The sequence below is a fragment of the Pantoea sp. CFCC18179 genome (assembly GCF_059412405.1).
Map to the genome: position 1 here is coordinate 1 of NZ_JBNBPM010000026.1, position 25,493 is coordinate 25,493.

The following is a 25,493-nucleotide window of genomic DNA, read 5'->3' on the forward strand; positions in this document are numbered from 1 at the left end:
TTCCTCCTTCGGAGTCAAACACTTTTTTCAGCGTTTTCATCCGGCGGGATGAATTTCTTCACTCCCTGCTGAGCCGTCTGCGTTGCCGCTTTGCCGTCTCAGTGGTGGCGCATTATAGGGATCCGAATTTTTTGCACAACCCCTTTTTTCGATCTTTTTTATCAACTGGCGAGTTTTCATTCTTTTCGCTGCGATCGCGAGCGATCCGCTCAAAAATCATCTTGTTTATCGGCCTTTTAGACTCCAGGCTTGGGTAAACATGTAAAAGGAGAAGATCATGTCTACAGCCCTACGACCTTATAAGAACCATTTTCCACAAACTGGCGATAGCGTGATGATCGACAGTAGCAGTGTAGTAGTGGGTGAAGTGCAACTCGCTGATGACGTCAGCATCTGGCCGCTGGTCGCTATTCGCGGCGACGTAAACAAAGTGGTGATTGGTAAAAGAAGCAATATTCAGGACGGAAGCGTATTACACGTCACCCATAAGTCCACCAGCAATCCAACAGGCTATCCGCTACTTATTGGCGAAGACGTTACTGTCGGCCACAAAGCTATGCTTCACGGCTGCACCATTGGCGATCGTGTGCTTGTCGGTATGGGATCGATTTTGCTGGATGGGGTGATCGTTGAGGATGATGTGATGATTGGCGCCGGCAGCTTAGTGCCGCCGGGCAAGCGTCTGGAAAGCGGTTACCTCTATTTAGGCAGCCCGGTGAAGCAAGTGCGACCACTTACTGAAGCGGAGATCGCCGGGCTGCTTTACTCTTCTAACAATTACGTTGGTTGGAAGAATGAATATCTCGCTCAGGCAAGCGAGACCAATCCTTAATTCACTGTTGCATCGTTTGCTTCAGTTTGGCTATCACTGGCGTCATCTCTGGCATCACGCCATGCCAAAGCATAAAGGCGTGTGCGGCCTGCCCAACTAACATCCCGATGCCATCCGCTAAATGCTGTGCGCCTTGCTGCTGACACCATAGCAAAAATGGCGTCAGACCTTGCTGATAGAACATGTCATAACAACGCGTTTGCGCGGTAATTAGTGATGCTGCCAGAGCAGGAACTTGACCATCAACTCCGCTGGACGTTGCATTGATAATCAAATCAAATTTTTGATCCGCTATTTGCTCAAAGGTCGCGGCTTGAATATCGCCACTCTCTTTAAATATTCCTGCTAATTGTTCAGCGCGTTCAACAGTCCGATTCACCACGACTAAAGAGCAACCAAACGACAGTAGCGGAAGGATCACGCCACGCGCTGCGCCACCCGCTCCCACCAGCAGAATTCGATCTTCGGGGCGGATCATGTTCAGACGCTCGAGATCGCTTAACAGACCGATGCCATCGGTGTTATCGCCAAAGATCTTGCCATGCGCATCTTTCTTCAACGTATTTACCGCGCCAGAAAGTGCTGCTCGCTCGCTAAGTTCATCCGCAAGCTCCCACGCTTGCTGTTTAAAAGGCAGCGTGACATTGGCGCCTTTACCACCTTGGGCAAAAAATTCCGCGATGGCTTGAGGGAAACCTTCTAATGGTGCGCACTGCCTGCCATATTGATGCTCAATCGCGGTTTGTTCAGCGAAAAGTGCATGAATGAAGGGAGATTTGCTGTGCGCGATGGGATTCCCAAAAACGGCAAACTGGTCCATAAATTAGCCCTGACGAATAAGTTCACCGCTGATGACGTCGCGGATTTCAGAAGGATTTAGGCGCCCACCGGTTGCAGCATGCAATACAGGGAATTGCGCACCAAACTGTTGCACGACCTCCTCTGGATTTCGGCATGGCGGTTCACCGGAAAGATTGGCACTGGTCGAAACCAACGGTTTGCCAAAACCTCGGCACAAAGCCTGCACTTGGGGATGATCGCTAACGCGAATGGCCAAAGAGTCAAAACGTCCGGTTAACCATCGCGGTGTATGCGGCGAAGCGGGAACCACATAGGTCACCGGGCCGGGCCAACTGGCAAACATGCGCTCACGTTGCAACACAGAGAGTTCGCGGTCAGCAATATAAGGTTCCAGCTGCGCGTAGTCGGCAGCAATGAGAATAAGCCCTTTCTCAACTGGACGCTGCTTGAGCGCCAAAAGCGCCATCACGGCACTTTCACTATCAGGGTCGCAACCTAATCCAAACACGGCTTCAGTTGGATAGGCGATAACTTGCTGCTGCTGTAGTTGCTCGATGCAAAAATCGAGGCTACCCGCTAAATGCTCACTTTGCTTCATGATGATTCTTCGTCCTGGACAACGGGCTTACCGCAGCGTTTGCTGGCGCAAAAGCGCTTCATACCTTGTGCGGTTTTCTTCTCTATCAATAAGGGGAACTCACAATGTGAGCAGATACCTTCGACCGGCGCGGCATTAATCACAAACTGGCAATCAGGATAACGATCGCAAGAGTGGAAGGTTTTGCCATAACGTGAGCGCCGCTGCACAAGCTTACCGCTCTGGCATTGTGGGCAAGCTATAGCCGTTTCATCAGGCTTATCGATGGTTTCAGTGTAATCACATTCCGGGTAATGGCTGCAACCGACAAACATACCAAATCGTCCCTGACGTAGAACTTTGTCTGCACCGCATTGCGGGCAGGCATGTCCTTCAAGGACCTTAACAATATGCCCATCCCCCTGGCTTTTCAGCGGGCGGATATAGTCGCAAGTTGGATAATTGGCGCAACCAAGAAAAGGACCGTGCTTGCCGGAACGTATTACTAATTCTGCCCCGCAAGCGGGGCAGGGATCATGTTTACGCACGGAGAAAAGTGCTGGTTTACTCATATTACCGGATGCATTGATGGCGAATTAATGCAGCATACCTTCATTGACGTCGAATAAAAGCTCTTCCATTTGCTGATAGGCGTTTTCACATCCTGGGATGTTAAACAGCACCATCAACACCACCCATTTGAGATCTTCAAGATCGAATTCCAGCGTATCAAGCGCCATTACACGTTCGATGACCATTTCACGCGTCTCCATATTCAGCACCTGGACCTGCTCCAGGAACAAAATAAAACCGCGGCATTCAGCATCTAAACGCTGGTTTTCCTCTTCGGTATAGATCCGCATTGAGAGCGGATCGCTTGCCATGAGTACAGGCGCAACTAAACCTTCCTGATAATCCGCTAACCGTTCAAGCCAATTCAACGCATTGTAGATATCTTCACGATGAAAACCGGCATCGGTTAAATCATCGGTCAATTTATCCTGATCAACGCGCATTTCGGCTTCGTTGTGGATATATGTCTCAAACAAGTACATAAGTACGTCGAACATGGCATGCCCTCCTCAATCGGACATAGCCGCCGGGTACAGCTGCGATCCATCCTGCTAACTCCAGCTCCAACAAATGGGCTGCGGTAACTGGCACAGGTTGGCCGGCACGTTCAGCGACGACGTCAACAGGTGTAACCTCATCACCTACGTTAGCCAACACAGTTGCAAATGGCAATGGAACATCGTCACTGTCTTGTGAATATATTGTTTCTGATGTGGTAACAGGAAGCCACTGAAGTGTTGAATGTAAATCTTCAAGGATATTGTTGGGATGCGCCACCAACAGTGCACCTTGCTGGATAAGCCAGTGCGTTCCTTCACAGCCAGGATTGCCGAGCGCGCCCGGTAAAGCATAAACGTTACGGTTTTGTTCCAGGGCGTAACGCGCCGTGACTAATGATCCACTTTTTAGTGACGCTTCAACCACTAAAACACCAAGACTTAAGCCACTGATAATACGATTACGGCGGGGGAAATTGACCGCATGCGGTGCCATATCCAAGGGGAATTCAGAGATCAGCGCACCTCCATTACTGATAATCTCATGTGCCAGTGACTTATGGCTCTTGGGATAGATGTGCTGCAAACCGCTGCCTAACACCGCCACCGTTTTGCCTTGCGCCTCCAATGCGGCCCGATGTGCCACGCCATCGATGCCACGCGCTAAACCACTGGTGATGGTTAAGCCACTCAGCGCGAGTTGCTGAGTAAACCAGCTTCCCCATTGCTTACCGTAATGAGAACAATGCCGACTGCCCACGACACCCAATTGCGGTGTTTGCAAAACCGCAAGATCGCCCGCGATGTACAGCAACGAAGGACGTCGGCTTATCTCCGCTAATGCCGTTGGGTAATCCGTATCGACACAGGAAATCAAATGATGCTGTGGATCATCCAGCCACAACTGTGTCCGTTCCAATTCACGTGGACATAGCGCCTGAAATTGCAGCCGCTGCGTTTCATTCAATCCCAGATCTATTAATAGATTGTCATCTACATAGGCTGAATCATGCAAAGCCAATGCTAACTGACTGGCAAGCCGAGTACTTAGCCCTTTCACATTGGCAAGCCTAAGCATCCCTTCAATTCTCTCCATGCTGCACTCCTTGTCAGCCGCGCTATCATGCGGTGCAATGCTGTCAATCAGGCAGCAAAAAGTCTACAATATGAGGCAGTAATCTTTTCTTTAACACATACAGATCTGGATATTTATGTCAGTTTTGCAGGTATTACATTTCCCTGATGATCGCCTTCGCAAAATCGCTGCGCCGGTGGCAACCGTAAACGCAGACGTTCAGCGTATTGTCGACGACATGTTCGAAACCATGTACGCCGAAGAAGGTATTGGTTTAGCTGCGACGCAGGTCGATATTCATCAGCGCATCATCGTTATTGATGTTTCAGAAAATCGTGACGAACGTTTGGTGTTGATCAACCCGGAACTGCTGGAAAAAAGTGGTGAAACCGGTATTGAAGAAGGCTGCCTTTCTATCCCTGAGCAACGTGCTTTTGTACCGCGTGCAGAGTGGGTCAAAGTGCGCGCGCAGGATCGCGATGGCAACAGCTTTGAGTTGGAAACGGATGGTCTTCTGGCGATTTGTATTCAACACGAAATCGATCATCTTGATGGCAAACTTTTCATTGATTATCTGTCGCCGCTGAAACGTCAGCGCATCAAACAGAAACTGGAAAAATTGGCCCGCCTGAATGCACGTGAAGATTGAGTGCTAATAGAAGGTTAAATTGTGTCTGCATCGCTAAAAATTATCTTTGCCGGTACACCTGATTTTGCAGCGCGTCATCTTGACGCGTTGCTTGCTTCTGAGCATCAGGTTGTTGGCGTTTTTACCCAACCCGACCGCCCTGCTGGACGCGGCAACAAGCTTACGCCGAGCCCGGTAAAAGTACTGGCGCAAATGCATGACATCCCGGTTTTTCAGCCCAAATCCTTAAAGCCAGAAGACAATCAGCAACTGGTTGCCGACCTGCAAGCCGACATTATGGTCGTTGTCGCTTATGGTCTGATTCTGCCTAAAGCCGTGCTGGATATGCCGCGTCTGGGATGCATTAACGTGCATGGTTCCTTACTGCCGCGCTGGCGCGGTGCCGCGCCTATTCAGCGTTCGCTTTGGGCGGGTGATAGCGAAACCGGCGTGACGATTATGCAGATGGATGTGGGGCTGGATACCGGCGATATGCTGCACAAACTTTCCTGCCCAATTACTGTTGAAGATACGAGCGCCTCGCTATATGAAAAACTGGCGCAACTTGGCCCACAAGGCATGCTGTTAACGCTTGAACTTTTGGCGGAAGGTAACGCTCAACCCGAAGTGCAAGATGAATCATTGGTTTCTTATGCTGAGAAACTGAGTAAAGAAGAAGCGCGCATTGATTGGTCACTTTCTGCTGAGCAGCTTGAACGCTGCATCCGCGCTTTCAATCCGTGGCCAATGAGTTATTTCATGGTGGATGAGCAGCCGGTGAAAGTTTGGCAGGCAAGTGTTCTACCACATCAAAACAAGCAACCCGGTGAAATAGTGCAGGCCGATAAACACGGCATCCAGATTGCGACCGCCGATGGCGTGCTAAACCTGCTTTCACTTCAACCTGCGGGTAAAAAAGCCATGTCTGCGCAGGACTTACTCAATTCGCGCCGCGAATGGTTTGTACCCGGAACTGTTTTGGCCTGATCCTCCAAGCCCGGTTTAACCGGGCTTTTGTTTGATAAATGAATATGAAAAAAAATACCAATCTGCGTAGCCTGGCCGCGCAACTCATTGAACGCGTTGTAGATAAAGGCGAATCGCTCAGCGCTATTTTACCTGCCGCGCAAAAAACCGTATCCGACAAAGATGGCGCATTGCTGCAGGAGCTGTGCTTCGGCGTAATGCGCACTTTGCCGCAGTTAGAAGCTTTGATTGGTAAATTGATGGAACGAACGTTAACCGGTAAGCAACGCGTGTTGCATTACCTGTTGATGGTCGGGCTTTATCAGCTGCTTTACACCCGCATACCTGCGCATGCAGCAGTGGCTGAAACCGTCGCGGGTGCAGAAGTGTTGAAACGCACCAACCTTAAAGGTCTGTTGAACGGCGTGTTGCGCCAGTTTCAGCGTCAACAAGAAACGTTGTTAGCTGAAGTCGATCAGGGAACGCAACGTTACTGGCATCCCGGTTGGTTGCTTAAACGTTTGCAGGCAGCGTGGCCTGAGCAGTGGCAGAAAATCGTTGAGGCCAACAATCAACGCCCGCCGATGTGGCTGCGCGTCAACCGCCAATATCATAGTCGTGATGAATGGTTGAGCTTGTTACAAGCAGAGGAAAAGGTTGCCTTCTCTGGCGACGCACCAGATTCTTTGCGTCTGGATTCACCGGCTCCGGTAAGCCAGTTGCCCGGTTTCGAACAGGGCTGGGTAACCGTGCAAGATCTCTCGGCACAACGTTGTGCACAACTGCTCGAACCGCAGAACGGCGAATCTATTCTCGACCTCTGCGCAGCACCGGGCGGTAAAACCACACACATACTTGAGATCGCCCCACAAGCCAAGGTATTAGCTGTCGATATTGATCAGCAACGTCTCGCTCGCGTACATGAAAACCTGCAACGCTTAGGCATGCAGGCTGAGGTTCGTCAGGGTGATGGGCGAACACCGTCGGAATGGTGTGGCGAAATGCAGTTTGATCGTATTCTGCTTGATGCGCCCTGCTCTGCTACCGGCGTAATTCGCCGCCATCCTGACATCAAATGGTTGCGACGCGATCGTGATATTCCTGAACTGGCTAATTTGCAGCGGGAAATTTTGGCAGCCGTTTGGCCGCGCCTGAAATCAGGCGGCACAATGATTTATGCCACCTGCTCAATCTTGCCGGAAGAGAACCATCAACAAATTGGGGCTTTTTTGGCCGCGCACAATGATGCAGTGGCTGAAATCTTGCCGCATGGGCAGACCAACGGCTGGCAGGTTTTCCCTACCATCGATGGCGGCGACGGCTTCTTCTACGCTAAGCTGATGAAAAAATAGTGCGGCGCAATCTGACAAGAGCATCTAAGCGATGAAAATCATTATCCTCGGCGCCGGTCAGGTCGGCGGAACCCTGGCAGAAAATCTGGTTGGGGAAAACAATGACATTACCGTAGTCGATAGCGATGCAACACGTTTACGCGTATTGCAGGACAAGTTTGATCTGCGCGTGGTGCACGGTCACGGCTCACATCCTCGTATATTGCGAGAAGCCGGCGCCGAAGATGCTGATATGTTGGTGGCGGTGACCAACTCTGACGAGACCAACATGGTGGCTTGTCAGATTGCCTATTCACTGTTTAATACCCCGAATCGCATTGCCCGCATTCGTGCTGCCGAATATTTGCGCGATGGTGAAAAGTTATTCGTACCGGAAGCGGTACCGATCGACCATCTGATTTCGCCCGAGCAGTTAGTCATCGATAATATTTACCGACTCATTCAGTATCCTGGCGCACTTCAGGTAGTAAATTTCGCCGAAGGTAAAGTAAGCCTGGCAGTGGTGAAAGCCTATTACGGCGGCCCATTGGTAGGTAATCCACTATCGATCATGCGTGAGCATATGCCGCACATCGATACACGTGTAGCAGCGATTTTCCGTCAGGATCGCCCCATTCGCCCGCAGGGTTCGACTATCGTTGAAGCGGGTGATGAAGTGTTCTTCATTGCAGCGAGTCAGCATATCCGCGCAGTAATGAGCGAGATGCAGCGTCTGGAAAAACCGTACAAACGCATTATGTTGGTGGGCGGCGGTAATATCGGGTTTGGTCTGGCGCAGCGCCTCGAAAAACAGTACAGCGTTAAGTTGATTGAACGAAATCAACAGCGCGCGGCAGAGTTGGCTGAACGCTTGCACGATACTATCGTGTTTTATGGCGACGCTTCCGATCAAGAATTGTTGGCCGAAGAGCATGTCGATCAAGTCGATCTGTTCATTGCAGTCACCAATGACGATGAAGCCAATATCATGTCGGCGATGTTGGCTAAAAAGATGGGTGCTAAAAAAGTGATGGTGCTGATTCAGCGCCGCGCTTATGTCGATCTGGTACAAGGCAGCGTGATCGACATTGCGATTTCACCACAGCAAGCCACCATTTCAGCCCTTTTGAGCCATGTGCGTAAAGCCGACATCGTCGGTGTTTCGTCACTGCGACGTGGTATAGCGGAAGCAATTGAAGCGATCGCCCACGGTGATGAAACCACTTCCCGTGTAGTTGGCCGATCAATTGAAGATATTAAGTTACCGCCTGGAACGATTATTGGCGCTGTAGTGCGCGGCGATGAAGTGATTATCGCTAATGATAATGTGCGCATTGAGCAAGGCGATCATGTGATTATGTTCTTGACAGATAAGAAGTTTGTTCCTGATGTTGAGCGTTTATTCCAACCAAGTCCATTCTTCCTGTAAGCGATGCGGGCATCAGCCCGCGCTGAAAAACTCATTGAATCCGTTGTTATAATGGCAATTGCACAAAGGTTTGTTAGACTTTAGCCATTGGCCAAGGCAAGGAGATAACAATGAGTTTATTCAAAGAGTTTCGTGATTTTGCAATGCGTGGGAACGTAGTTGATCTAGCCGTCGGTGTTATCATCGGCGCCGCTTTCGGTAAGATCGTTTCATCACTGGTCGCCAACATCATCATGCCTCCACTCGGTTTGCTGATTGGTGGTGTCGATTTCAAACAGTTCAAATGGGTATTAAAACCGGCAGAGGGTGATATTCCCGCTGTTGTAATGGAATACGGTAACTTTATTCAGACAGTCTTTGATTTCGTTATTGTTGCCTTCGCTATCTTCCTGGCAATCAAAGTCATGAATAAACTGTATCAGAAGAAAGAAGTCGAAAAACCAGCACCTAAACCAACCAATGAAGAATTGCTGCTTACCGAGATTCGCGACCTGTTAAAACACCAAAACCAAGATAAATTATAATGAAAAAGCCGCCTGATTCAGGCGGCTTTTTTGTCTGTAAAGCAGAAGGCCAGTGATAAACATGGGTGCTTATCACTGGCCTCCCAGTTACGTCCTTTACCGTGTTTATCTTTTCTTTGATAGCTGCCTTTCCCTTTTTGATTCTTCTCAACCCGCTGACGAAATAGTGGGTCATGCAACAGTGCTTCAAGTGCGTTATGGTTAATTTTACCTTTTTGGTGCTGATATCGGCTCATTGAGTCCTCCAATTGGTCACGGCGAAACTATATTCCATCCGGGTCAAAATTCAATCCTTAGAACAACAAATTTCCTCATGCGGCTCTTCACCTTTTTCGAGCGCTTCCAAAATTGAACAGCAGGCGCTGCTATGCAGATCACCACAGCAAGTTTCAGCTAAACGCTGTAATGAATTTTGGATCACTTGAAGTTCAGCGATCATGCCATTTACCTCATCCAGACGCTTTGCCACGATCGCTTTAGATTCCTGGCAAGTGTGATGTTCTGGATCGATGCGGAGCGATAATAAACCGCGAATAGATTCAAGGCTGAAACCAAGCTGCCGCCCATAACGTATGAAGCGTAAGCGTTGAAGATCATTCTCGCTGTATAGCCTAAATCCACCTTCGGTACGAACTTCATGATCCATCATCTGCTGCTTTTCATAAAAGCGGATAGTATCAGGAGTGACTTCTGCTAACTTCGCCAGTTGGCCGATTTTGTACATACTATTTGTCCTCAAGCAAACGTTGATGAAGAACTTCCTTATAGTTACCACGCAAAAAATCCGTGCTCATCCCTGTTTGTTGGAGTTTGATTTCAAGCAAGGCCAAACGTTTTGATAGCTGTGTCGCATGTTCATCAGCGGGATGCAAATTACGGATTAAATCATTTAACTCCAATGCCTCACGTCGCATTTCCAGCTCTGGTGGCAAATAGCCGGCATTTTTCAACATACGATAGGCCGTTCGCAGTTCTGTTGGAACGCCGCTATCACCGTCGAGTTGCAATGGCGCGCCTTCGCCGGGTAGGTTACTGAGCTCACCCTTTTCAGCGGCTTCGCGGATGTGCTGCTCTACGAGTTGATCAATTAGCCACATAGAATTACCTGACGCATGTATTTGCCATCAGCATAACGAAAGAGAAGAGAATGGGAAGGAATTACGGGCAATAAAAAACCCGCCGAAGCGGGTCTTTTACGATACTGCAAATTACTCTGCAGTAGCTTCTGCTTGAGCTTCTGGACGATCAACCAGCTCGATGTAAGCCATCGGAGCGTTGTCACCAGCACGGAAGCCACACTTCAAAATGCGAGTGTAACCACCGGCACGGCTCGCGAAACGCGGGCCCAGCTCGTTAAACAGTTTTGCCACGATCTCGTTATCACGAGTGCGGGCGAATGCCAGACGACGATTAGCTACGCTGTCGGTCTTGGCAAGAGTAATCAGCGGCTCAACTACACGACGCAGTTCTTTAGCTTTCGGCAGAGTCGTTTTGATGATCTCATGACGAACCAGAGAACCAGCCATGTTGCGGAACATAGCCTGACGATGGCTGCTGTTGCGGTTCAGTTGACGACCACTCTTACGATGGCGCATGACCTTATCCTTCTCAGTGAAACCTTAACCTGTGATCCGGTTATTATTCATCAGCAATGCTTGCCGGTGGCCAGTTTTCCAGGCGCATGCCCAGAGACAAGCCACGTGAGGCGAGCACATCTTTAATCTCAGTAAGAGATTTTTTACCCAGGTTAGGCGTTTTAAGCAGCTCAACCTCGGTACGCTGTACCAGATCACCGATGTAGTGGATAGCTTCTGCCTTAAGGCAGTTAGCAGAGCGGACAGTCAATTCCAGATCGTCAACAGGGCGCAGCAGGATCGGATCGAATTCTGGTTTCTCTTCTTTCACTTCCGGCTGACGTACATCACGTAAGTCAACGAAAGCTTCCAGTTGTTCTGCCAGGATGGTTGCCGCACGACGAATCGCCTCTTCAGGATCGATTGTGCCGTTAGTTTCCATTTCGATGACCAGCTTATCCAGGTCGGTACGCTGTTCTACACGCGCTGCTTCAACATTGTAGGCGATACGGTCTACAGGGCTGTAGCAAGCGTCAACCAACAGACGGCCGATTGGGCGCTCATCTTCTTCCGAATGAATTCGGGCAGAAGCCGGCACATAACCACGACCACGCTGAACTTTGATGCGCATGCTAATAGATGCGTTTTCATCGGTCAGGTGGCAGATCACGTGCTGCGGCTTGACGATTTCAACATCACCGTCGTGGGTGATGTCGGCTGCAGTCACAGGGCCAATGCCAGATTTATTCAGAGTAAGGATGACTTCATCTTTGCCCTGAACTCTTACCGCCAACCCTTTCAGGTTAAGCAGGATTTCCAGGATGTCTTCCTGTACGCCCTCTTTGGTGGAGTACTCATGAAGCACACCATCAATCTCAACCTCGGTCACCGCGCAACCCGGCATGGAAGAAAGCAGAATACGGCGCAGTGCGTTACCTAGAGTATGGCCAAAGCCACGCTCTAACGGCTCAAGGGTCACCTTGGCGTGCGTCGAACTCACTTGCTCGATATCTACCAGGCGCGGTTTTAGAAACTCTGTCACAGAACCCTGCATTGTGTCCTCTCTTTGGTACTAAGCTTTACTTAGAGTAAAGCTCGACGATCAGGTGTTCGTTAATGTCCGCAGACAGATCAGTACGCTCAGGAATACGCTTGAACACACCTTCCATCTTAGTAGCATCAACTTCCAGCCAGGTTGGCTTTTCACGCTGCTCAGCCAGCTCCAGAGCGGCCTTCACGCGAGATTGCTGTTTGGCTTTCTCACGGATGCTTACGACATCATTCGGAGATACCTGATAAGAAGCGATGTTAACAACGCGTCCGTTCACCAGGATAGATTTATGGCTAACCAACTGACGTGCTTCTGCACGAGTGGCACCAAAGCCCATACGGTAAACTACGTTATCCAGACGACCTTCCAGCAGGGCCAGCAGGTTTTCACCTGTGTTGCCTTTCAGACGTGCTGCTTCTTTATAGTAGTTACGGAACTGACGCTCCAGAACGCCGTACATACGACGAACTTTCTGCTTTTCACGCAACTGGCCGCCGTAGTCAGACAGACGCGGTTTACGCGCACCATGCTGACCAGGTGGTTGTTCAATTTTGCACTTGGTATCGATCGCGCGAACGCCAGACTTAAGGAATAAGTCGGTGCCCTCACGACGGCTCAGCTTGAGCTTAGGACCCAAATATCTTGCCATTTTCTTTCTCCAACTAACCTAAAAACGGGCGTTAAACGCGACGTTTTTTCGGCGGACGACAACCGTTGTGAGGGATTGGAGTCACATCAGTAATATTAGTGATGCGGAAACCAGCAGCGTTCAGAGCACGAATTGTTGATTCGCGACCTGGACCTGGACCCTTAACCATAACTTCCAGATTCTTAATACCGTAATCTTTCACTGCTTCTGCACAGCGCTCTGCAGCTACCTGAGCAGCAAACGGAGTAGATTTACGTGAACCGCGGAAACCGGAACCACCGGCGGTTGCCCAACCCAGTGCGTTACCCTGACGATCAGTAATGGTAACGATGGTGTTGTTAAAAGATGCATGGACATGAGCCACGCCATCTGAGACTTGTTTTCTTACACGCTTACGTGCACGAACTGGTGCCTTTGCCATTATTTACTCACCCCGATTATTTCTTGATCGGTTTACGCGGACCCTTACGGGTACGTGCATTGGTCTTAGTACGCTGACCGCGAACTGGCAGACCACGACGATGGCGTAAACCACGATAGCAACCAAGGTCCATCAGACGCTTGATGCTCAGGGTGATTTCACGGCGCAGATCACCTTCAACAACGAATTTACCAACTGCTTCACGCAGTTGTTCAATTTGTTCTTCAGACAGCTCTCTGATCTTAACATTTTCAGCAATACCCGTTGAAGCGCAGATGGCTTTAGAACGAGTTTTACCGATACCGAAAATCGAAGTTAATGCGATAACGGTATGTTTCTGATCAGGAATGTTAATGCCTGCTATACGGGCCACTATGCACTCCTATAATTAAACAAATGCGTCCCATGCTGAAAAGCCCGTTTTCAGGATACTCAAATGGCAACGCATCGACATACAAAAAGATTGGCTGGCTAATCTAGCCAGCTCAACCCGACTTTGCAAGAAAAATATGTGACAATATCAGCCTTGGCGCTGTTTATGCTTTGGCTCGGCGCTGCAGATCACACGTACGACACCGTCGCGACGAATGATTTTGCAGTTACGACATAATTTCTTGACGGAAGCACGAACTTTCATTTTTACTCTCCGTAACTTCTCAAGCACCTGAATTAACGGCCGTAGCCTTTCAGGTTAGCTTTCTTCAATGCAGACTCGTACTGACTGGACATCATCAGAGTTTGCACTTGAGCCATAAAGTCCATGATGACGACAACTACAATGAGCAGCGATGTGCCGCCAAAGTAGAATGGGACTTTCATAGCATCACGCATGAACTCCGGGATCAGGCAGATAAAAGTAATATACAGTGCGCCGATTAAGGTCAGACGTGTCATTACTTTATCGATGTACTTCGCCGTTTGCTCTCCCGGACGAATTCCCGGTACGAATGCACCAGACTTCTTCAGGTTATCTGCTGTTTCACGTGGGTTGAAGACCAACGCCGTGTAGAAGAAACAGAAGAAGATGATTGCAGTCGCATAGAGTAGCACATAAAGCGGCTGTCCTGGTTGCAAATACAGCGAAATTGTTGTCAGCCAGTTCCAACCGGTACCGCCCCCGAACCATGACGCGATGGTTGCTGGGAACAGAATAATGCTGGAAGCAAAAATAGCTGGGATTACGCCCGCCATGTTCACTTTCAACGGTAAATGTGTGCTCTGTGCAGCATATACACGACGACCTTGCTGACGTTTAGCGTAGTTGACCACTATGCGGCGCTGGCCACGCTCAACGAAAATAACAAAGAACGTCACTGCAAATACCAGAACTGCAACCAACAGCAACAGAAGGAAGTGCAGGTCACCTTGCCGCGCTTGCTCAATGGTATGGCCAATGGCCGGCGGGAGACCCGCGACAATACCAGCGAAGATAATGATCGAGATACCGTTACCGATACCTCGTTCAGTAATCTGTTCACCCAGCCACATCAAGAACATTGTCCCGGTGACCAGGCTTACAACAGCGGTAAAGTAGAATGCAAAGCCTGGATTCATTACCAGTCCTTGCATCCCAGGCATATTCGGTAAACCGGTAGCTATACCGATTGACTGGAATACAGCCAAAACCAGTGTGCCGTAGCGAGTGTACTGGCTAATCTTACGACGACCAGCTTCACCCTCTTTCTTAATCTCAGCTAACGCTGGATGAACCACCGTCAGCAGCTGGATAATAATAGAGGCCGAAATATACGGCATAATTCCCAGCGCGAAGATTGAGGCACGACTGAGAGCACCACCAGAGAACATGTTAAACATTTCAATGATGGTGCCACGCTGTTGCTCAAGCAGTTTGGCAAGTACAGTGGCATCGATACCGGGGATTGGAATAAAAGAGCCAATTCGGAAGACAATGAGTGCACCGATTACAAACAACAGTCTGCGCTTCAGTTCACCAAAGCCACCTTTGGCACTTTGAAAATCTAATCCCGGTTGCTTTGCCATCTGCTACTTATTCCTCGATTTTACCGCCAGCAGCTTCGATTGCAGCACGAGCACCTTTGGTGACACGCAGACCGCGAACCGTTACCGGTGCAGAAACTTCACCAGAAAGAATCACTTTCGCGAATTCAATCTGAACACCGATAATATTGGCCGCTTTCAGCGTATTCAGGTCAACAATACCGCCTTCAACTTTCGCCAGATCAGACAGACGAACTTCTGTCGTGATCATTGCTTTGCGAGAGGTGAAACCGAATTTCGGCAGACGACGATACAGAGGCATCTGACCACCCTCGAAACCGCGACGTACGCCACCGCCAGAACGAGAGTTCTGACCTTTGTGACCACGACCACCAGTTTTACCGAGGCCAGAACCGATACCACGACCCAGACGCTTAGTAGCGTGTTTAGACCCTTCGGCCGGAGACAGAGTGTTTAAACGCATCTCTTACTCCTCCACTTTAAGCATGTAGGAAATCGCGTTAATCATACCGCGTACTGCCGGCGTATCTTCACGCTCAACGGTGTGATTGATGCGACGCAGACCCAAGCCAACCAGAGTCGCTTTATGCTTAGGCAGGCGGCCGATTGAACTGCGGGTTTGTGTAATTTTAATTGTCTTAGCCATCGTGATTACCCCAGAATTTCTTCAACGGATTTACCACGCTTGGCAGCGACCATTTCCGGAGAATTCATATTGCCCAGGCCATCAATAGTTGCACGAACCACGTTAATCGGGTTGGTAGAACCATACGCTTTAGCCAGAACGTTATGTACTCCAGCGACTTCTAAAACGGCGCGCATTGCACCGCCGGCGATGATACCGGTACCTTCAGAAGCCGGCTGCATGAACACACGAGAACCTGTGTGAGCACCTTTAACAGGGTGCTGCAGGGTGCCGTGAGTCAGCGCGACGTTAATCATATTGCGACGGGCTTTCTCCATCGCTTTCTGGATCGCTGCTGGAACTTCGCGCGCTTTACCGTAACCAAAACCAACGCGGCCGTTACCATCACCCACTACAGTCAGTGCGGTGAAGGAGAAAATACGACCACCTTTTACAGTTTTAGATACACGGTTTACCGCGATCAGTTTTTCCTGCAGTTCGCCAGCTTGTTTCTCGATGTTTGACATCTTAGACCTCTACCTTAGAACTGAAGGCCAGCTTCACGGGCAGCATCTGCCAGTGCCTGGACACGACCATGATATTGGAACCCGGAACGGTCGAAAGAGACATTTTTGATGCCTTTCTCAACAGCGCGCTCAGCCAGAGCTTTACCTACAGCTGCAGCGGCGTCTTTGTTACCGGTATACTTCAGTTGTTCGGCAATAGCTTTTTCTACAGTAGAAGCAGCAACCAGAACTTCGGAACCGTTCGGGGCGATCACCTGTGCGTAGATATGACGCGGGGTACGATGTACCACCAGGCGAGTAGCACCCAGCTCTTTGAGCTTGCGACGTGCACGGGTCGCACGACGGATACGAGCAGATTTCTTATCCATAGTGTTACCTTACTTCTTCTTAGCCTCTTTGGTACGCACGACTTCGTCGGCGTAACGAACACCCTTGCCTTTATAAGGCTCAGGACGACGGTAGGCGCGCAGATCAGCTGCAACCTGACCAATCAGCTGTTTATCAGCGCCTTTCAGCACGATCTCAGTCTGAGTTGGACATTCAGCAGTGATGCCGGCCGGCAGTGCATGGTCAACAGGGTGAGAGAAGCCCAGGGCCAAGCTCACAGAGTTGCCTTTAACAGCTGCACGATAACCAACACCAACCAGTTGCAGCTTCTTGGTGAAGCCTTCGGTAACACCGATAACCATGCCGTTCAGCAGTGCACGAGCAGTACCTGCTTGTGCCCAACCATCCGCAAAACCTTCGCGTGGAGCGAAAGTCAGGGCGTTGTCTGCATGCTTAACTTCTACAGCACTGTTGATAGTACGAGTCAGCTCGCCGTTTTTGCCTTTGATCGAAACTTCCTGACCGCTGAGTTTTACCTCTACGCCCGCAGGAAGAACGACAGGTGCTTTTGCAACACGAGACATTTTATCCTCCGATTACGCTACGTAGCAGATAATTTCGCCACCAAGACCAGCTTGGCGCGCTGCACGATCAGTCATGACACCTTTAGAAGTAGAGATTACAGCGATGCCCAGACCAGCCATTACTTTTGGCAGCTCATCTTTTTTCTTATAGATGCGCAGACCTGGACGACTAACACGCTGAATGCTCTCTACCACAGCCTTACCCTGGAAATACTTTAAAGTAACTTCCAGCTCAGACTTGATATCGCCTTCGATTTTAAAATCTTCAATGTAGCCTTCTTCCTTCAGCACGTTGGCAATTGCCACTTTCAGCTTGGAGGAAGGCATAGAGACCGCAACTTTGTTCGCGGCCTGACCGTTACGGATACGGGTCAGCATATCCGCGATCGGATCTTGCATGCTCATCTGTGTTACTCCCGTGATTCAAATGGTGACAATTACCAGCTAGCCTTTTTAAGACCCGGGATTTCACCGCGCATTGCGGCTTCACGGACCTTGATACGGCTCAACCCAAACTTCCGCAGGAAACCGTGCGGACGACCTGTCTGACGGCAGCGGTTACGCTGACGGGAAGGGCTGGAATCACGCGGCAGACTCTGCAGCTTGAGAACGGCATCCCAACGATCTTCGTCGGATGCGTTCACATCAGAAATGATCGCTTTCAGTTCAACGCGTTTGGCGAAGAACTTGTCTGCTAATTTCACACGCTTAACTTCGCGTGCTTTCATCGATTGCTTAGCCATTAAGTAACCCTACCTTACTTGCGGAATGGGAAGTCAAAGGCAGCCAGCAGAGCACGGCCTTCATCATCAGATTTCGCAGTAGTGGTAATGGTAATATCCAAACCACGAACGCGATCGACTTTGTCATAATCGATTTCTGGGAAGATGATCTGCTCACGAACGCCCATGCTGTAGTTACCACGACCATCGAAAGACTTAGCAGACAAGCCGCGGAAGTCACGAATACGTGGAACAGCAACAGTGATCAGACGCTCAAAGAACTCCCACATGCGCTCGCCGCGCAGAGTTACTTTACAGCCGATCGGATAGCCCTGACGGATTTTGAAGCCTGCAACTGATTTGCGTGCTTTGGTGATCAGCGGTTTTTGACCGGAGATTGCTGCCAGGTCTGCTGCTGCGTTATCCAGCAGTTTCTTGTCAGCGATCGCTTCACCAACACCCATGTTCAGGGTGATCTTCTCGACCCGAGGGACTTGCATGACAGAATTGTAGCCGAACTCTGTCATGAGTTTCTGGACTACTTCGTCTTTGTAGTAATCATGCAGTTTCGCCATCGTACTACTCCAAATTACTTGATAGTTTCGCTATTAGACTTGAAGAAACGGACTTTTTTGCCGTCTTCGAATCTAAAGCCTACACGGTCAGCCTTGCCGGTTGCCGCATTGAAGAGTGCAACGTTGGAAGCTTGAATAGCAGCTTCTTTCTCAACGATGCCACCTGGTTGGTTCAGGGCCGGAACCGGCTTCTGATGTTTCTTAACCAGGTTGATACCTTCAACGATGACCTTACCAGAAGTCAGGACATTCTTTACTTTACCGCGTTTACCTTTATCTTTGCCGGTAAGCACGATAACTTCGTCGTTACGACGGATTTTCGCTGCCATTGCTCGCTCCTTAGAGTACTTCTGGTGCCAGAGAGATAATTTTCATGAACTTTTCAGTACGAAGTTCACGAGTTACCGGCCCAAAAATACGCGTACCGATAGGTTGCTCGCTGTTATTATTTAAAATAACGCATGCATTACCATCGAAGCGAATGACAGAACCGTCCGGGCGACGAACACCCTTCCTGGTGCGCACCACTACCGCTTTCAGGACATCACCTTTTTTCACCTTGCCACGAGGAATTGCTTCCTTGATGGTCACTTTGATGATATCGCCGACGCCTGCGTAGCGACGGTGCGAGCCACCCAGAACCTTGATACACATTACGCGACGTGCACCGGAGTTGTCGGCGACGTTCAGCATAGTCTGTTCTTGGATCATTTTAGTGCTCCGCTAATGTCAACTACTACTTCGGGACCCAAACCTCAGGTCGTTAAAAAGCCCCATAATTGAGGGCGCGGCATTATAACACCGGTTCTCGCACATGGGTAGAAAAAATGAACGGCTCAGACGAGCCGTTCATTTTATTTTTTAGAGGAAGCGGATTCTATTACAGAATCGCTTTCTCTACAACGCGAACCAGCGTCCAAGACTTAGTCTTAGACAGCGGACGAGTTTCGCGGATTTCAACCACGTCACCAATACCGCATTCGTTGTTCTCGTCATGGATGTGCAGCTTAGTCGTACGCTTGATGAATTTACCGTAGATCGGGTGTTTCACGACACGTTCGATAGCAACAACTGCAGATTTCTGCATTTTGTCACTAACAACACGACCCTGCAGAGTACGGATTTTATCGGTCATTACGCCGCCTTCTCAGTCAGTAAAGTCTTAACACGTGCAACATTACGGCGCACTTCTTTCAGCAGATGGGTTTGCTGAAGTTGGCCGGATGCTGCTTGCATGCGCAGGTTAAACTGCTCACGCAGCAGGTTAAGAAGCTCAGTATTCAGCTCTTCAACGCTTTTTTCACGCAGCTCATTTGCTTTCATTACATCACCGTCTTAGTAACAAAGGTGGTTTTGATAGGCAGTTTTGCTGCTGCCAGCTTGAAGGCTTCACGGGCCAATTCTTCCGAGACACCGTCCATTTCATACAGGACTTTACCCGGTTGAATGAGGGCAACCCAATACTCCACGTTACCCTTACCTTTACCCATACGCACTTCCAGCGGCTTCTCGGTAATTGGTTTGTCCGGGAATACACGGATCCAAATTTTACCTTGACGCTTAACTGCACGGGTCATAGCACGACGTGCTGCTTCGATCTGACGAGCAGTCAGACGACCACGGCCAACAGCTTTCAGACCGAAAGTACCGAAGCTGACATCCGTACCTTGCGCCAGACCACGGTTGCGGCCTTTGTGCACTTTACGGAATTTCGTACGCTTTGGTTGTAACATCAGCGACTCTCCTTACTTACGGCCTTTACGCTGCTGCTTTTTAGGTTGAGCAGCCGGTTCCGGTTGTTCAACAGCAGCCATACCACCCAGGATCTCGCCTTTGAAGATCCATACCTTAACGCCGATTACACCATAAGTGGTGTGCGCTTCAGAGGTGTTGTAGTCAATGTCTGCACGCAGAGTGTGCAACGGTACGCGACCTTCACGGTACCATTCGGTACGTGCGATCTCGGCACCGCCCAAACGGCCGCTGACTTCAACTTTAATACCCTTCGCGCCCAGACGCATTGCGTTCTGAACAGCACGCTTCATAGCACGACGGAACATCACACGACGCTCCAGCTGTGAAGTGATGCTATCAGCAACCAATTTAGCGTCCAGTTCCGGCTTACGGACTTCGGCGATGTTGATCTGTGCAGGAACGCCAGCGATTTTCGCGACGACCGTACGCAGTTTTTCTACGTCTTCACCTTTCTTACCGATAACGATACCAGGGCGAGCAGTGTGAATAGTCACACGGATGCTCTTCGCTGGACGCTCGATAACGATACGAGATACAGACGCTTTTGACAGTTCCTTAGTAAGGAACTGACGGACTTTAAAATCGCTGTCCAGGTTGTCAGCGAATTCTTTGGTGTTCGCAAACCAGGTAGAGTTCCATGGTTTTACAATACCCAGGCGAATACCATTAGGATGTACTTTCTGACCCATTGCTAGTCTCCAGAGTCTCAGCGATCGGACACAACCACAGTAATGTGGCTGGTGCGCTTCAGGATGCGATCTGCACGACCTTTCGCACGCGGCATAATGCGCTTCATGCTTGGGCCTTCGTCTACGAAGATTTTCGCGACTTTCAGATCGTCGATATCAGCGCCATCGTTGTGTTCGGCGTTCGCAATGGCAGATTCCAGGACTTTCTTAACCAACACAGCAGCTTTCTTGTTGGTGTAGGTCAGAATATCCAGAGCCTGCGACACTTTCTTACCGCGAATCAGGTCAGCCACCAGGCGAACCTTCTGAGCAGAAGAACGAGCATGGCGATGTTGAGCAATAGTTTCCATCTCTTCCTCCTACTTATTTCTTCTTGGCTTTCTTATCTGCAGCATGGCCGCGATAAGTACGTGTCGGTGCAAATTCACCCAGTTTGTGGCCGACCATTTCGTCGGAAACAAAGACAGGAACGTGCTGACGACCATTATGGACAGCGATGGTCAAACCGATCATGTTAGGGAAGATCGTTGAACGACGGGACCAAGTGCGCAGGGGCTTCTTGTCACCGCTTTCCACCGCTTTCTCTACCTTCTTCAGCAAGTGCAGGTCAATAAAAGGACCTTTCTTGAGAGAACGTGGCATGGCTTATCCTCTAAAATTATTTGCTACGGCGACGTACGATAAATTTATCAGTACGCTTGTTGCTACGGGTCTTCTTACCTTTGGTCTGAACGCCCCACGGAGTTACCGGGTGCTTACCAAAGTTACGACCTTCACCACCACCGTGCGGGTGATCGACTGGGTTCATCGCAGTACCGCGAACGGTAGGACGAACACCACGCCAACGGGTTGCACCAGCTTTACCCAGTACGCGCAGCATGTGCTCAGCGTTACCGACTTCGCCCAGAGTAGCGCGACATTCGGATTCAACTTTACGCATTTCGCCTGAACGCAGACGCAGGGTAACGTAGGAACCTTCACGCGCAACGATCTGCACGTAAGTACCAGCTGAGCGAGCAATCTGACCGCCTTTGCCTGGTTTCATTTCTACGTTATGAACGGTAGAACCCACCGGGATGTTACGCATCGGCAGGGTGTTACCTGCTTTAATCGCAGCATCAACGCCAGATTGAATCTGATCGCCGGCTTTCAGGCCTTTAGGGGCCAAGATGTAACGGCGCTCGCCATCTTTGTACAGAACCAGTGCGATGTTCGCAGAACGGTTCGGATCGTACTCAAGACGCTCAACAACTGCTGGGATACCATCTTTGTTGCGTTTGAAGTCAACAATACGGTAAGCCTGCTTGTGACCACCACCGATATGACGGGTAGTGATACGACCATTGTTGTTACGACCACCGGATTTGCTGTTTTTTTCTACCAGCGGGGCAAAAGGTTTGCCCTTGTGCAGCTCTGGGTTCACCACTTTAACTACGTGACGACGACCCGGAGATGTCGGTTTACATTTAACAACTGCCATTGTCTTTCTCCTCCGACTTACTCAGCGCCGCCGACGAAGTCCAGGTTCTGGCCTTCCTTCAAGGTGACGTAAGCTTTTTTCCAGTCGCTACGACGACCGATACGCTGTCCGTGACGCTTAACTTTCCCTTTAACAACCAGGGTGTTTACGTCTTTAACTTCTACTTCGAACAGTTTCTCAACAGCAGCAACGATCTCTGCTTTGGTCGCGTCTTTAGCAACTTTGAGAACGATGGTATTGGTTTTTTCCATCGCAGTAGATGCTTTTTCTGATACGTGCGGTGCACGCACTACTTTCAGCAGACGTTCTTCACGGATCATGCCAGCATCTCCTCAACTTGCTTAACTGCTTCCGCAGTCATAACGACTTTGTCGAAGGCGATCAGGCTAACTGGGTCGATGCCCGCTGCATCACGCACGTCAACCTTGTACAGGTTACGCGCAGCCAGGAACAGATTCTCATCCAGTTCACCGGTGATGATCAGCACATCTTGCAGCGCCATGTCTTTCAGTTTCTGTACCAGCAGCTTAGTTTTAGGCGCTTCTACAGAGAACGTCTCGACAACGATCAGACGGTCCTGACGTACCAGTTCGGACAGAATGCTTTTCAGCGCGCCGCGGTACATCTTTTTGTTAACTTTTTGACTGTGGTCCTGTGGACGCGCAGCGAAGGTCACGCCACCTGAACGCCAGATCGGGCTCTTTGCAGAACCTGAACGCGCACGGCCGGTACCTTTCTGGCGCCAAGGCTTTTTGCCTGAACCAGTTACTTCAGCACGAGTTTTCTGCGCACGAGTACCCTGACGAGCACCAGCGGCATAAGCAACAACAACCTGGTGAACCAGCGCTTCGTTGAAATCACGACCGAAGGTAGTTTCGGAAACAGTCAGCGCGCTCTGCGCGTCTTTCAGTACTAATTCCATTGCTATCCCCTTACGCCTTCACAGCTGGTTTAACAATCAGATCGCACCCAGTTGCACCCGGGACGCCACCTTTGACCAGCAGCAGGTTGCGCTCAGCGTCAACACGTACCACTTCCAGGCTCTGAACGGTTACGCGCTCATTACCCAGTTGACCAGCCATTTTCTTGCCTTTAAACACTTTGCCCGGAGTCTGGTTCTGACCGATAGAACCCGGAACGCGGTGTGACAAGGAGTTACCGTGTGTAGCGTCCTGGGTACGGAAGTTCCAGCGCTTAACGGTACCTGCGAAACCTTTACCTTTAGAGGTACCGGTAACGTCTACTTTTTTAACGTCAGCGAAAATTTCAACACTGATGCTCTGGCCAACAGAGAAATCTTCACCTTCGGTGCGGAATTCCCACAGACCACGGCCAGCTTCAACGCCAGCTTTAGCAAAATGACCTGCTTCAGGCTTGCTCACACGGTTTGCTTTTTTAGCACCGGTGGTAACCTGGATAGCTTGGTAACCATCGTTGTCCAGGCCTTTGACCTGAGTAACGCGGTTTGCTTCAACTTCGATAACGGTTACTGGGATTGAAACGCCATCTTCAGTGAAGATGCGGGTCATACCCACTTTTTTACCGACTAAACCAATCATTGTATCAACCTCTCAATCGCTCGATGACCTGATTAACCCAGGCTGATCTGCACGTCAACACCGGCAGCCAGGTCCAGACGCATCAGAGCATCAACGGTTTTTTCAGTTGGCTCAACGATGTCTACCAGACGCTTGTGAGTGCGGATTTCGTACTGATCACGCGCGTCTTTGTTAACGTGCGGAGAGATCAGAACGGTAAAACGCTCTTTGCGGGTTGGCAGCGGGATCGGACCACGTACCTGCGCACCAGTGCGCTTGGCAGTCTCAACGATTTCCGCGGTTGATTGATCGATCAGGCGATGATCAAACGCTTTAAGACGGATACGGATTCTTTGGTTCGACATGAGACCAAGGCTCCAAACATTTTATAAACGAAAAGAATTACTACCCACATCCATTACGATTGATGGAGGAGTGTAATCGTTCAGCATATAACTCCCCAATTGGGAGTATTGTCAGGCGATACATATACAGCTATCCCCTGCGATTCTGCTCGAATCGCGCCGTACCAATATCGGCAGGCCCGCGCATTATACGTAAATTCGCTTAGGAAGCAACCCGTGATGTGTTTTTAACCACACGATTCTGGCTTTGAATGCAAAAAAGCCCAAAGTCATCACGTTAAATGGCCTTGGGCTTGAAGTGACATTGCTTGTTTTGCTGGAGATTAATGTTCGTTTTGTTCTTTGAGTTGAGACTGTAGATAATTTTGCAGACCAATTTTTTGTATCAGTTCGAGCTCTGTTTCTAGCCAGTCGATATGCCCCTCCTCTTCAGCAAGGATCTCAATCATCATGTCCCTGCTTACGTAGTCATGAACTTTATCGGCATACGCTATCGCTTCCCGCAAATCCTTGGCCCCTTCCAGCTCAAGCGAAAGGTCAGATTGCAACATTTCAGGGACGTCTTCCCCAATGCGCAGTCGTCCAAGATCTTGTAGATTCGGGATGCCTTCAAGAAACAAAATGCGTTCAATGTATTTGTCCGCATGCTTCATTTCATCAATTGATTCGTGATACTCAACATCATTGAGGCGAGTTAGGCCCCAGTTCTTAAACATGCGCGCATGGAGAAAGTACTGATTGATCGCAACCAGTTCATTTCCCAGCAATTTATTAAGATGAGTTATGATTTTACCGTCGCCCTTCATTTTGTTTCCTCCGCTTCCAACTAAATAGAGCGTAGATGTGTATGAAAGGAAGTCAAAAAAACGCGACTGTTATTGTGGTTATTACTCAGGTCGGCAGACCAATCAGGCGATCTCTTTGTACAGCGGCAGATTTTGCAACTCTTCATCCATGATTTCGCGCGCAAAGCGCACGCACTTACCACACTGCTTGCCAATCGGAACCAGCTGGCGCAGATGTTGAATTGATTTGGGTTGATAGCGGCGAACCACTTCGCGGAGGGTTTTGTCACTTACAGCATTACACAAGCAGACGTACATTTTACTGCATACTCCCGTACAATTAATGATCAAATTGTAAATGAGAATAGTTTTTATTTCAAACCCAGCCTTTATGTGGAATTAGTGACTGCAGCAAAATTTAGGCATAAAAAAAGAGCACCGAAGTGCTCTTTTTAATGCTGCGGTGGCTGCCGAAGCAGCCACCGACATCAACGCAATTAAGCGATAATTTCAGCAACAACACCCGCACCAACAGTACGGCCGCCTTCACGGATTGCGAAACGCAGACCCTGATCCATCGCGATTGGCTTGATCAGAGTTACAGTCATTTTCA

The 25,493-nt window shown here is 49.6% G+C and carries 46 protein-coding genes; 7 read left to right on the forward strand and 39 right to left on the reverse strand.

The window, feature by feature from the left end:
• Both ACPUC7_RS23805 and ACPUC7_RS23810 read left to right on the forward strand, forming a co-directional pair.
• Positions 1-257 (forward strand): hypothetical protein (locus tag ACPUC7_RS23805; protein WP_494924805.1); only part of this gene is annotated, 257 nt, incomplete at its 5' end.
• 20 nt (positions 258-277) lie between these two features.
• Positions 278-832: a gamma carbonic anhydrase family protein gene (locus ACPUC7_RS23810; protein ID WP_494924806.1), complete on the forward strand. Its 555-nt coding sequence runs from the start codon at positions 278-280 to the stop codon at positions 830-832.
• Between the two features lies 1 nt (position 833).
• Here the strand turns inward: ACPUC7_RS23810 and aroE are convergent, their stop codons facing one another.
• Genes aroE through dprA form a run of 5 tightly spaced genes read right to left on the reverse strand, consistent with a single transcriptional unit; the run spans position 834 to position 4,376 of the window.
• Positions 834-1,652, reverse strand: a complete 819-nt coding sequence (gene aroE / locus ACPUC7_RS23815; RefSeq protein ID WP_494924807.1) for a shikimate dehydrogenase — start codon at positions 1,650-1,652, stop codon at positions 834-836.
• 3 nt (positions 1,653-1,655) lie between these two features.
• A complete protein-coding gene (tsaC, locus tag ACPUC7_RS23820) occupies positions 1,656-2,231 on the reverse strand; it encodes an L-threonylcarbamoyladenylate synthase type 1 TsaC (RefSeq protein WP_343554743.1) in 576 nt (191 codons plus the stop codon).
• Positions 2,228-2,782, reverse strand: coding sequence for a DNA topoisomerase family protein (locus tag ACPUC7_RS23825; protein ID WP_494924808.1), 555 nt, complete (start codon positions 2,780-2,782; stop codon positions 2,228-2,230). Before ACPUC7_RS23825 ends, tsaC begins: the two co-directional genes overlap by 4 nt.
• A gap of 24 nt (positions 2,783-2,806) precedes the next feature.
• Positions 2,807-3,280: a DUF494 family protein Smg gene (gene smg / locus ACPUC7_RS23830; RefSeq protein ID WP_494924809.1), complete on the reverse strand. Its 474-nt coding sequence runs from the start codon at positions 3,278-3,280 to the stop codon at positions 2,807-2,809.
• Positions 3,252-4,376 (reverse strand): DNA-protecting protein DprA, encoded by a 1,125-nt coding sequence (gene dprA, locus ACPUC7_RS23835; RefSeq protein ID WP_494924810.1) that lies wholly within the window; start codon positions 4,374-4,376, stop codon positions 3,252-3,254. The genes smg and dprA overlap by 29 nt, the downstream gene beginning before the upstream one ends.
• A 115-nt stretch (positions 4,377-4,491) precedes the next feature.
• Here dprA and def point away from each other — a divergent pair, with 115 nt between their 5' ends.
• From def to mscL, 5 genes are all read left to right on the forward strand, one after another.
• Positions 4,492-5,004 (forward strand): peptide deformylase, encoded by a 513-nt coding sequence (def, locus tag ACPUC7_RS23840; RefSeq protein WP_007891697.1) that lies wholly within the window; start codon positions 4,492-4,494, stop codon positions 5,002-5,004.
• Between the two features lie 21 nt (positions 5,005-5,025).
• On the forward strand, positions 5,026-5,970 hold the full coding sequence (gene fmt, locus ACPUC7_RS23845) for a methionyl-tRNA formyltransferase (protein ID WP_494924811.1): 945 nt from the start codon (positions 5,026-5,028) through the stop codon (positions 5,968-5,970).
• A 44-nt stretch (positions 5,971-6,014) separates the two neighbouring features.
• On the forward strand, positions 6,015-7,301 hold the full coding sequence (rsmB, locus tag ACPUC7_RS23850) for a 16S rRNA (cytosine(967)-C(5))-methyltransferase RsmB (protein ID WP_494924822.1): 1,287 nt from the start codon (positions 6,015-6,017) through the stop codon (positions 7,299-7,301).
• A gap of 31 nt (positions 7,302-7,332) precedes the next feature.
• Positions 7,333-8,709 carry a Trk system potassium transporter TrkA gene (gene trkA, locus ACPUC7_RS23855; protein WP_343554749.1) on the forward strand — a complete coding sequence of 459 codons (1,377 nt, stop codon included), beginning with the start codon at positions 7,333-7,335 and terminating at the stop codon, positions 8,707-8,709.
• Positions 8,710-8,819: 110 nt separating this feature from the next.
• A complete protein-coding gene (gene mscL, locus ACPUC7_RS23860) occupies positions 8,820-9,233 on the forward strand; it encodes a large-conductance mechanosensitive channel protein MscL (RefSeq protein ID WP_343554750.1) in 414 nt (137 codons plus the stop codon).
• Between the two features lie 17 nt (positions 9,234-9,250).
• Here the strand turns inward: mscL and ACPUC7_RS23865 are convergent, their stop codons facing one another.
• From ACPUC7_RS23865 to ACPUC7_RS24030, 34 genes are all read right to left on the reverse strand, one after another.
• Positions 9,251-9,469 (reverse strand): alternative ribosome-rescue factor A, encoded by a 219-nt coding sequence (locus tag ACPUC7_RS23865; RefSeq protein ID WP_494924812.1) that lies wholly within the window; start codon positions 9,467-9,469, stop codon positions 9,251-9,253.
• A 50-nt stretch (positions 9,470-9,519) separates the two neighbouring features.
• On the reverse strand, positions 9,520-9,957 hold the full coding sequence (gene zntR, locus ACPUC7_RS23870) for a Zn(2+)-responsive transcriptional regulator (RefSeq protein WP_494924813.1): 438 nt from the start codon (positions 9,955-9,957) through the stop codon (positions 9,520-9,522).
• Between the two features lies 1 nt (position 9,958).
• Complete coding sequence (locus ACPUC7_RS23875; protein WP_494924814.1) at positions 9,959-10,330, reverse strand: DnaJ family domain-containing protein; 372 nt, start codon at positions 10,328-10,330, stop codon at positions 9,959-9,961.
• 111 nt (positions 10,331-10,441) lie between these two features.
• A complete protein-coding gene (rplQ, locus tag ACPUC7_RS23880) occupies positions 10,442-10,828 on the reverse strand; it encodes a 50S ribosomal protein L17 (protein ID WP_008104728.1) in 387 nt (128 codons plus the stop codon).
• A 43-nt stretch (positions 10,829-10,871) separates the two neighbouring features.
• Complete coding sequence (locus tag ACPUC7_RS23885) at positions 10,872-11,861, reverse strand: DNA-directed RNA polymerase subunit alpha (protein ID WP_007891688.1); 990 nt, start codon at positions 11,859-11,861, stop codon at positions 10,872-10,874.
• Between the two features lie 25 nt (positions 11,862-11,886).
• Positions 11,887-12,507 carry a 30S ribosomal protein S4 gene (rpsD, locus tag ACPUC7_RS23890; RefSeq protein WP_007891687.1) on the reverse strand — a complete coding sequence of 207 codons (621 nt, stop codon included), beginning with the start codon at positions 12,505-12,507 and terminating at the stop codon, positions 11,887-11,889.
• A 31-nt stretch (positions 12,508-12,538) separates the two neighbouring features.
• A complete protein-coding gene (rpsK, locus tag ACPUC7_RS23895) occupies positions 12,539-12,928 on the reverse strand; it encodes a 30S ribosomal protein S11 (RefSeq protein WP_004160563.1) in 390 nt (129 codons plus the stop codon).
• Between the two features lie 16 nt (positions 12,929-12,944).
• A complete protein-coding gene (gene rpsM / locus ACPUC7_RS23900; RefSeq protein WP_034830736.1) occupies positions 12,945-13,301 on the reverse strand; it encodes a 30S ribosomal protein S13 in 357 nt (118 codons plus the stop codon).
• 147 nt (positions 13,302-13,448) lie between these two features.
• Positions 13,449-13,565 (reverse strand): 50S ribosomal protein L36, encoded by a 117-nt coding sequence (gene rpmJ / locus ACPUC7_RS23905; protein ID WP_004160566.1) that lies wholly within the window; start codon positions 13,563-13,565, stop codon positions 13,449-13,451.
• A gap of 32 nt (positions 13,566-13,597) precedes the next feature.
• Positions 13,598-14,929, reverse strand: a complete 1,332-nt coding sequence (gene secY, locus ACPUC7_RS23910; RefSeq protein ID WP_007891686.1) for a preprotein translocase subunit SecY — start codon at positions 14,927-14,929, stop codon at positions 13,598-13,600.
• Positions 14,930-14,936: 7 nt separating this feature from the next.
• On the reverse strand, positions 14,937-15,371 hold the full coding sequence (gene rplO / locus ACPUC7_RS23915; RefSeq protein ID WP_097095834.1) for a 50S ribosomal protein L15: 435 nt from the start codon (positions 15,369-15,371) through the stop codon (positions 14,937-14,939).
• A gap of 3 nt (positions 15,372-15,374) precedes the next feature.
• Positions 15,375-15,554, reverse strand: a complete 180-nt coding sequence (rpmD, locus tag ACPUC7_RS23920; RefSeq protein WP_007891681.1) for a 50S ribosomal protein L30 — start codon at positions 15,552-15,554, stop codon at positions 15,375-15,377.
• A gap of 5 nt (positions 15,555-15,559) precedes the next feature.
• On the reverse strand, positions 15,560-16,060 hold the full coding sequence (rpsE, locus tag ACPUC7_RS23925; RefSeq protein ID WP_007891679.1) for a 30S ribosomal protein S5: 501 nt from the start codon (positions 16,058-16,060) through the stop codon (positions 15,560-15,562).
• A 14-nt stretch (positions 16,061-16,074) separates the two neighbouring features.
• Positions 16,075-16,428 (reverse strand): 50S ribosomal protein L18, encoded by a 354-nt coding sequence (gene rplR / locus ACPUC7_RS23930; RefSeq protein ID WP_007891678.1) that lies wholly within the window; start codon positions 16,426-16,428, stop codon positions 16,075-16,077.
• 9 nt (positions 16,429-16,437) lie between these two features.
• Complete coding sequence (gene rplF, locus ACPUC7_RS23935; RefSeq protein ID WP_494924815.1) at positions 16,438-16,971, reverse strand: 50S ribosomal protein L6; 534 nt, start codon at positions 16,969-16,971, stop codon at positions 16,438-16,440.
• Between the two features lie 12 nt (positions 16,972-16,983).
• Entirely contained in the window at positions 16,984-17,376 is a 393-nt protein-coding gene (gene rpsH / locus ACPUC7_RS23940) for a 30S ribosomal protein S8 (RefSeq protein ID WP_007891668.1), read from the reverse strand.
• A gap of 32 nt (positions 17,377-17,408) precedes the next feature.
• On the reverse strand, positions 17,409-17,714 hold the full coding sequence (rpsN, locus tag ACPUC7_RS23945; protein WP_007891666.1) for a 30S ribosomal protein S14: 306 nt from the start codon (positions 17,712-17,714) through the stop codon (positions 17,409-17,411).
• A 14-nt stretch (positions 17,715-17,728) separates the two neighbouring features.
• Entirely contained in the window at positions 17,729-18,268 is a 540-nt protein-coding gene (gene rplE / locus ACPUC7_RS23950; protein WP_097095833.1) for a 50S ribosomal protein L5, read from the reverse strand.
• 14 nt (positions 18,269-18,282) lie between these two features.
• Positions 18,283-18,597: a 50S ribosomal protein L24 gene (gene rplX, locus ACPUC7_RS23955; protein ID WP_007891664.1), complete on the reverse strand. Its 315-nt coding sequence runs from the start codon at positions 18,595-18,597 to the stop codon at positions 18,283-18,285.
• Between the two features lie 10 nt (positions 18,598-18,607).
• On the reverse strand, positions 18,608-18,979 hold the full coding sequence (gene rplN / locus ACPUC7_RS23960) for a 50S ribosomal protein L14 (protein ID WP_006120590.1): 372 nt from the start codon (positions 18,977-18,979) through the stop codon (positions 18,608-18,610).
• A 169-nt stretch (positions 18,980-19,148) separates the two neighbouring features.
• Positions 19,149-19,403, reverse strand: coding sequence for a 30S ribosomal protein S17 (rpsQ, locus tag ACPUC7_RS23965; RefSeq protein WP_494924816.1), 255 nt, complete (start codon positions 19,401-19,403; stop codon positions 19,149-19,151).
• A complete protein-coding gene (gene rpmC, locus ACPUC7_RS23970) occupies positions 19,403-19,591 on the reverse strand; it encodes a 50S ribosomal protein L29 (protein ID WP_007891662.1) in 189 nt (62 codons plus the stop codon). The genes rpsQ and rpmC overlap by 1 nt, the downstream gene beginning before the upstream one ends.
• Entirely contained in the window at positions 19,591-20,001 is a 411-nt protein-coding gene (gene rplP / locus ACPUC7_RS23975) for a 50S ribosomal protein L16 (RefSeq protein ID WP_015962145.1), read from the reverse strand. Before rplP ends, rpmC begins: the two co-directional genes overlap by 1 nt.
• A 12-nt stretch (positions 20,002-20,013) precedes the next feature.
• Positions 20,014-20,712: a 30S ribosomal protein S3 gene (gene rpsC, locus ACPUC7_RS23980; protein ID WP_007891660.1), complete on the reverse strand. Its 699-nt coding sequence runs from the start codon at positions 20,710-20,712 to the stop codon at positions 20,014-20,016.
• Positions 20,713-20,729: 17 nt separating this feature from the next.
• Positions 20,730-21,062 carry a 50S ribosomal protein L22 gene (rplV, locus tag ACPUC7_RS23985; protein WP_007891659.1) on the reverse strand — a complete coding sequence of 111 codons (333 nt, stop codon included), beginning with the start codon at positions 21,060-21,062 and terminating at the stop codon, positions 20,730-20,732.
• A 13-nt stretch (positions 21,063-21,075) separates the two neighbouring features.
• Positions 21,076-21,354 (reverse strand): 30S ribosomal protein S19, encoded by a 279-nt coding sequence (gene rpsS / locus ACPUC7_RS23990; RefSeq protein ID WP_001138115.1) that lies wholly within the window; start codon positions 21,352-21,354, stop codon positions 21,076-21,078.
• Between the two features lie 16 nt (positions 21,355-21,370).
• Positions 21,371-22,192, reverse strand: a complete 822-nt coding sequence (gene rplB, locus ACPUC7_RS23995; RefSeq protein ID WP_494924817.1) for a 50S ribosomal protein L2 — start codon at positions 22,190-22,192, stop codon at positions 21,371-21,373.
• A 17-nt stretch (positions 22,193-22,209) separates the two neighbouring features.
• Positions 22,210-22,512, reverse strand: a complete 303-nt coding sequence (gene rplW / locus ACPUC7_RS24000) for a 50S ribosomal protein L23 (RefSeq protein ID WP_007891652.1) — start codon at positions 22,510-22,512, stop codon at positions 22,210-22,212.
• The gene (gene rplD, locus ACPUC7_RS24005; protein ID WP_494924818.1) at positions 22,509-23,114 is read right to left on the reverse strand and encodes a 50S ribosomal protein L4; all 606 of its coding nucleotides are present in this window, start codon (positions 23,112-23,114) and stop codon (positions 22,509-22,511) included. Before rplD ends, rplW begins: the two co-directional genes overlap by 4 nt.
• A 10-nt stretch (positions 23,115-23,124) precedes the next feature.
• Positions 23,125-23,751 carry a 50S ribosomal protein L3 gene (gene rplC / locus ACPUC7_RS24010; RefSeq protein ID WP_494924819.1) on the reverse strand — a complete coding sequence of 209 codons (627 nt, stop codon included), beginning with the start codon at positions 23,749-23,751 and terminating at the stop codon, positions 23,125-23,127.
• Between the two features lie 32 nt (positions 23,752-23,783).
• A complete protein-coding gene (gene rpsJ / locus ACPUC7_RS24015) occupies positions 23,784-24,095 on the reverse strand; it encodes a 30S ribosomal protein S10 (protein ID WP_006120582.1) in 312 nt (103 codons plus the stop codon).
• 323 nt (positions 24,096-24,418) lie between these two features.
• A complete protein-coding gene (bfr, locus tag ACPUC7_RS24020) occupies positions 24,419-24,901 on the reverse strand; it encodes a bacterioferritin (protein WP_494924820.1) in 483 nt (160 codons plus the stop codon).
• Positions 24,902-25,003: 102 nt separating this feature from the next.
• A complete protein-coding gene (gene bfd, locus ACPUC7_RS24025) occupies positions 25,004-25,198 on the reverse strand; it encodes a bacterioferritin-associated ferredoxin (RefSeq protein WP_494924821.1) in 195 nt (64 codons plus the stop codon).
• Between the two features lie 179 nt (positions 25,199-25,377).
• On the reverse strand, positions 25,378-25,493 hold a 116-nt coding region (locus ACPUC7_RS24030; protein ID WP_459077140.1), incomplete at its 5' end, for an EF-Tu C-terminal domain-related protein.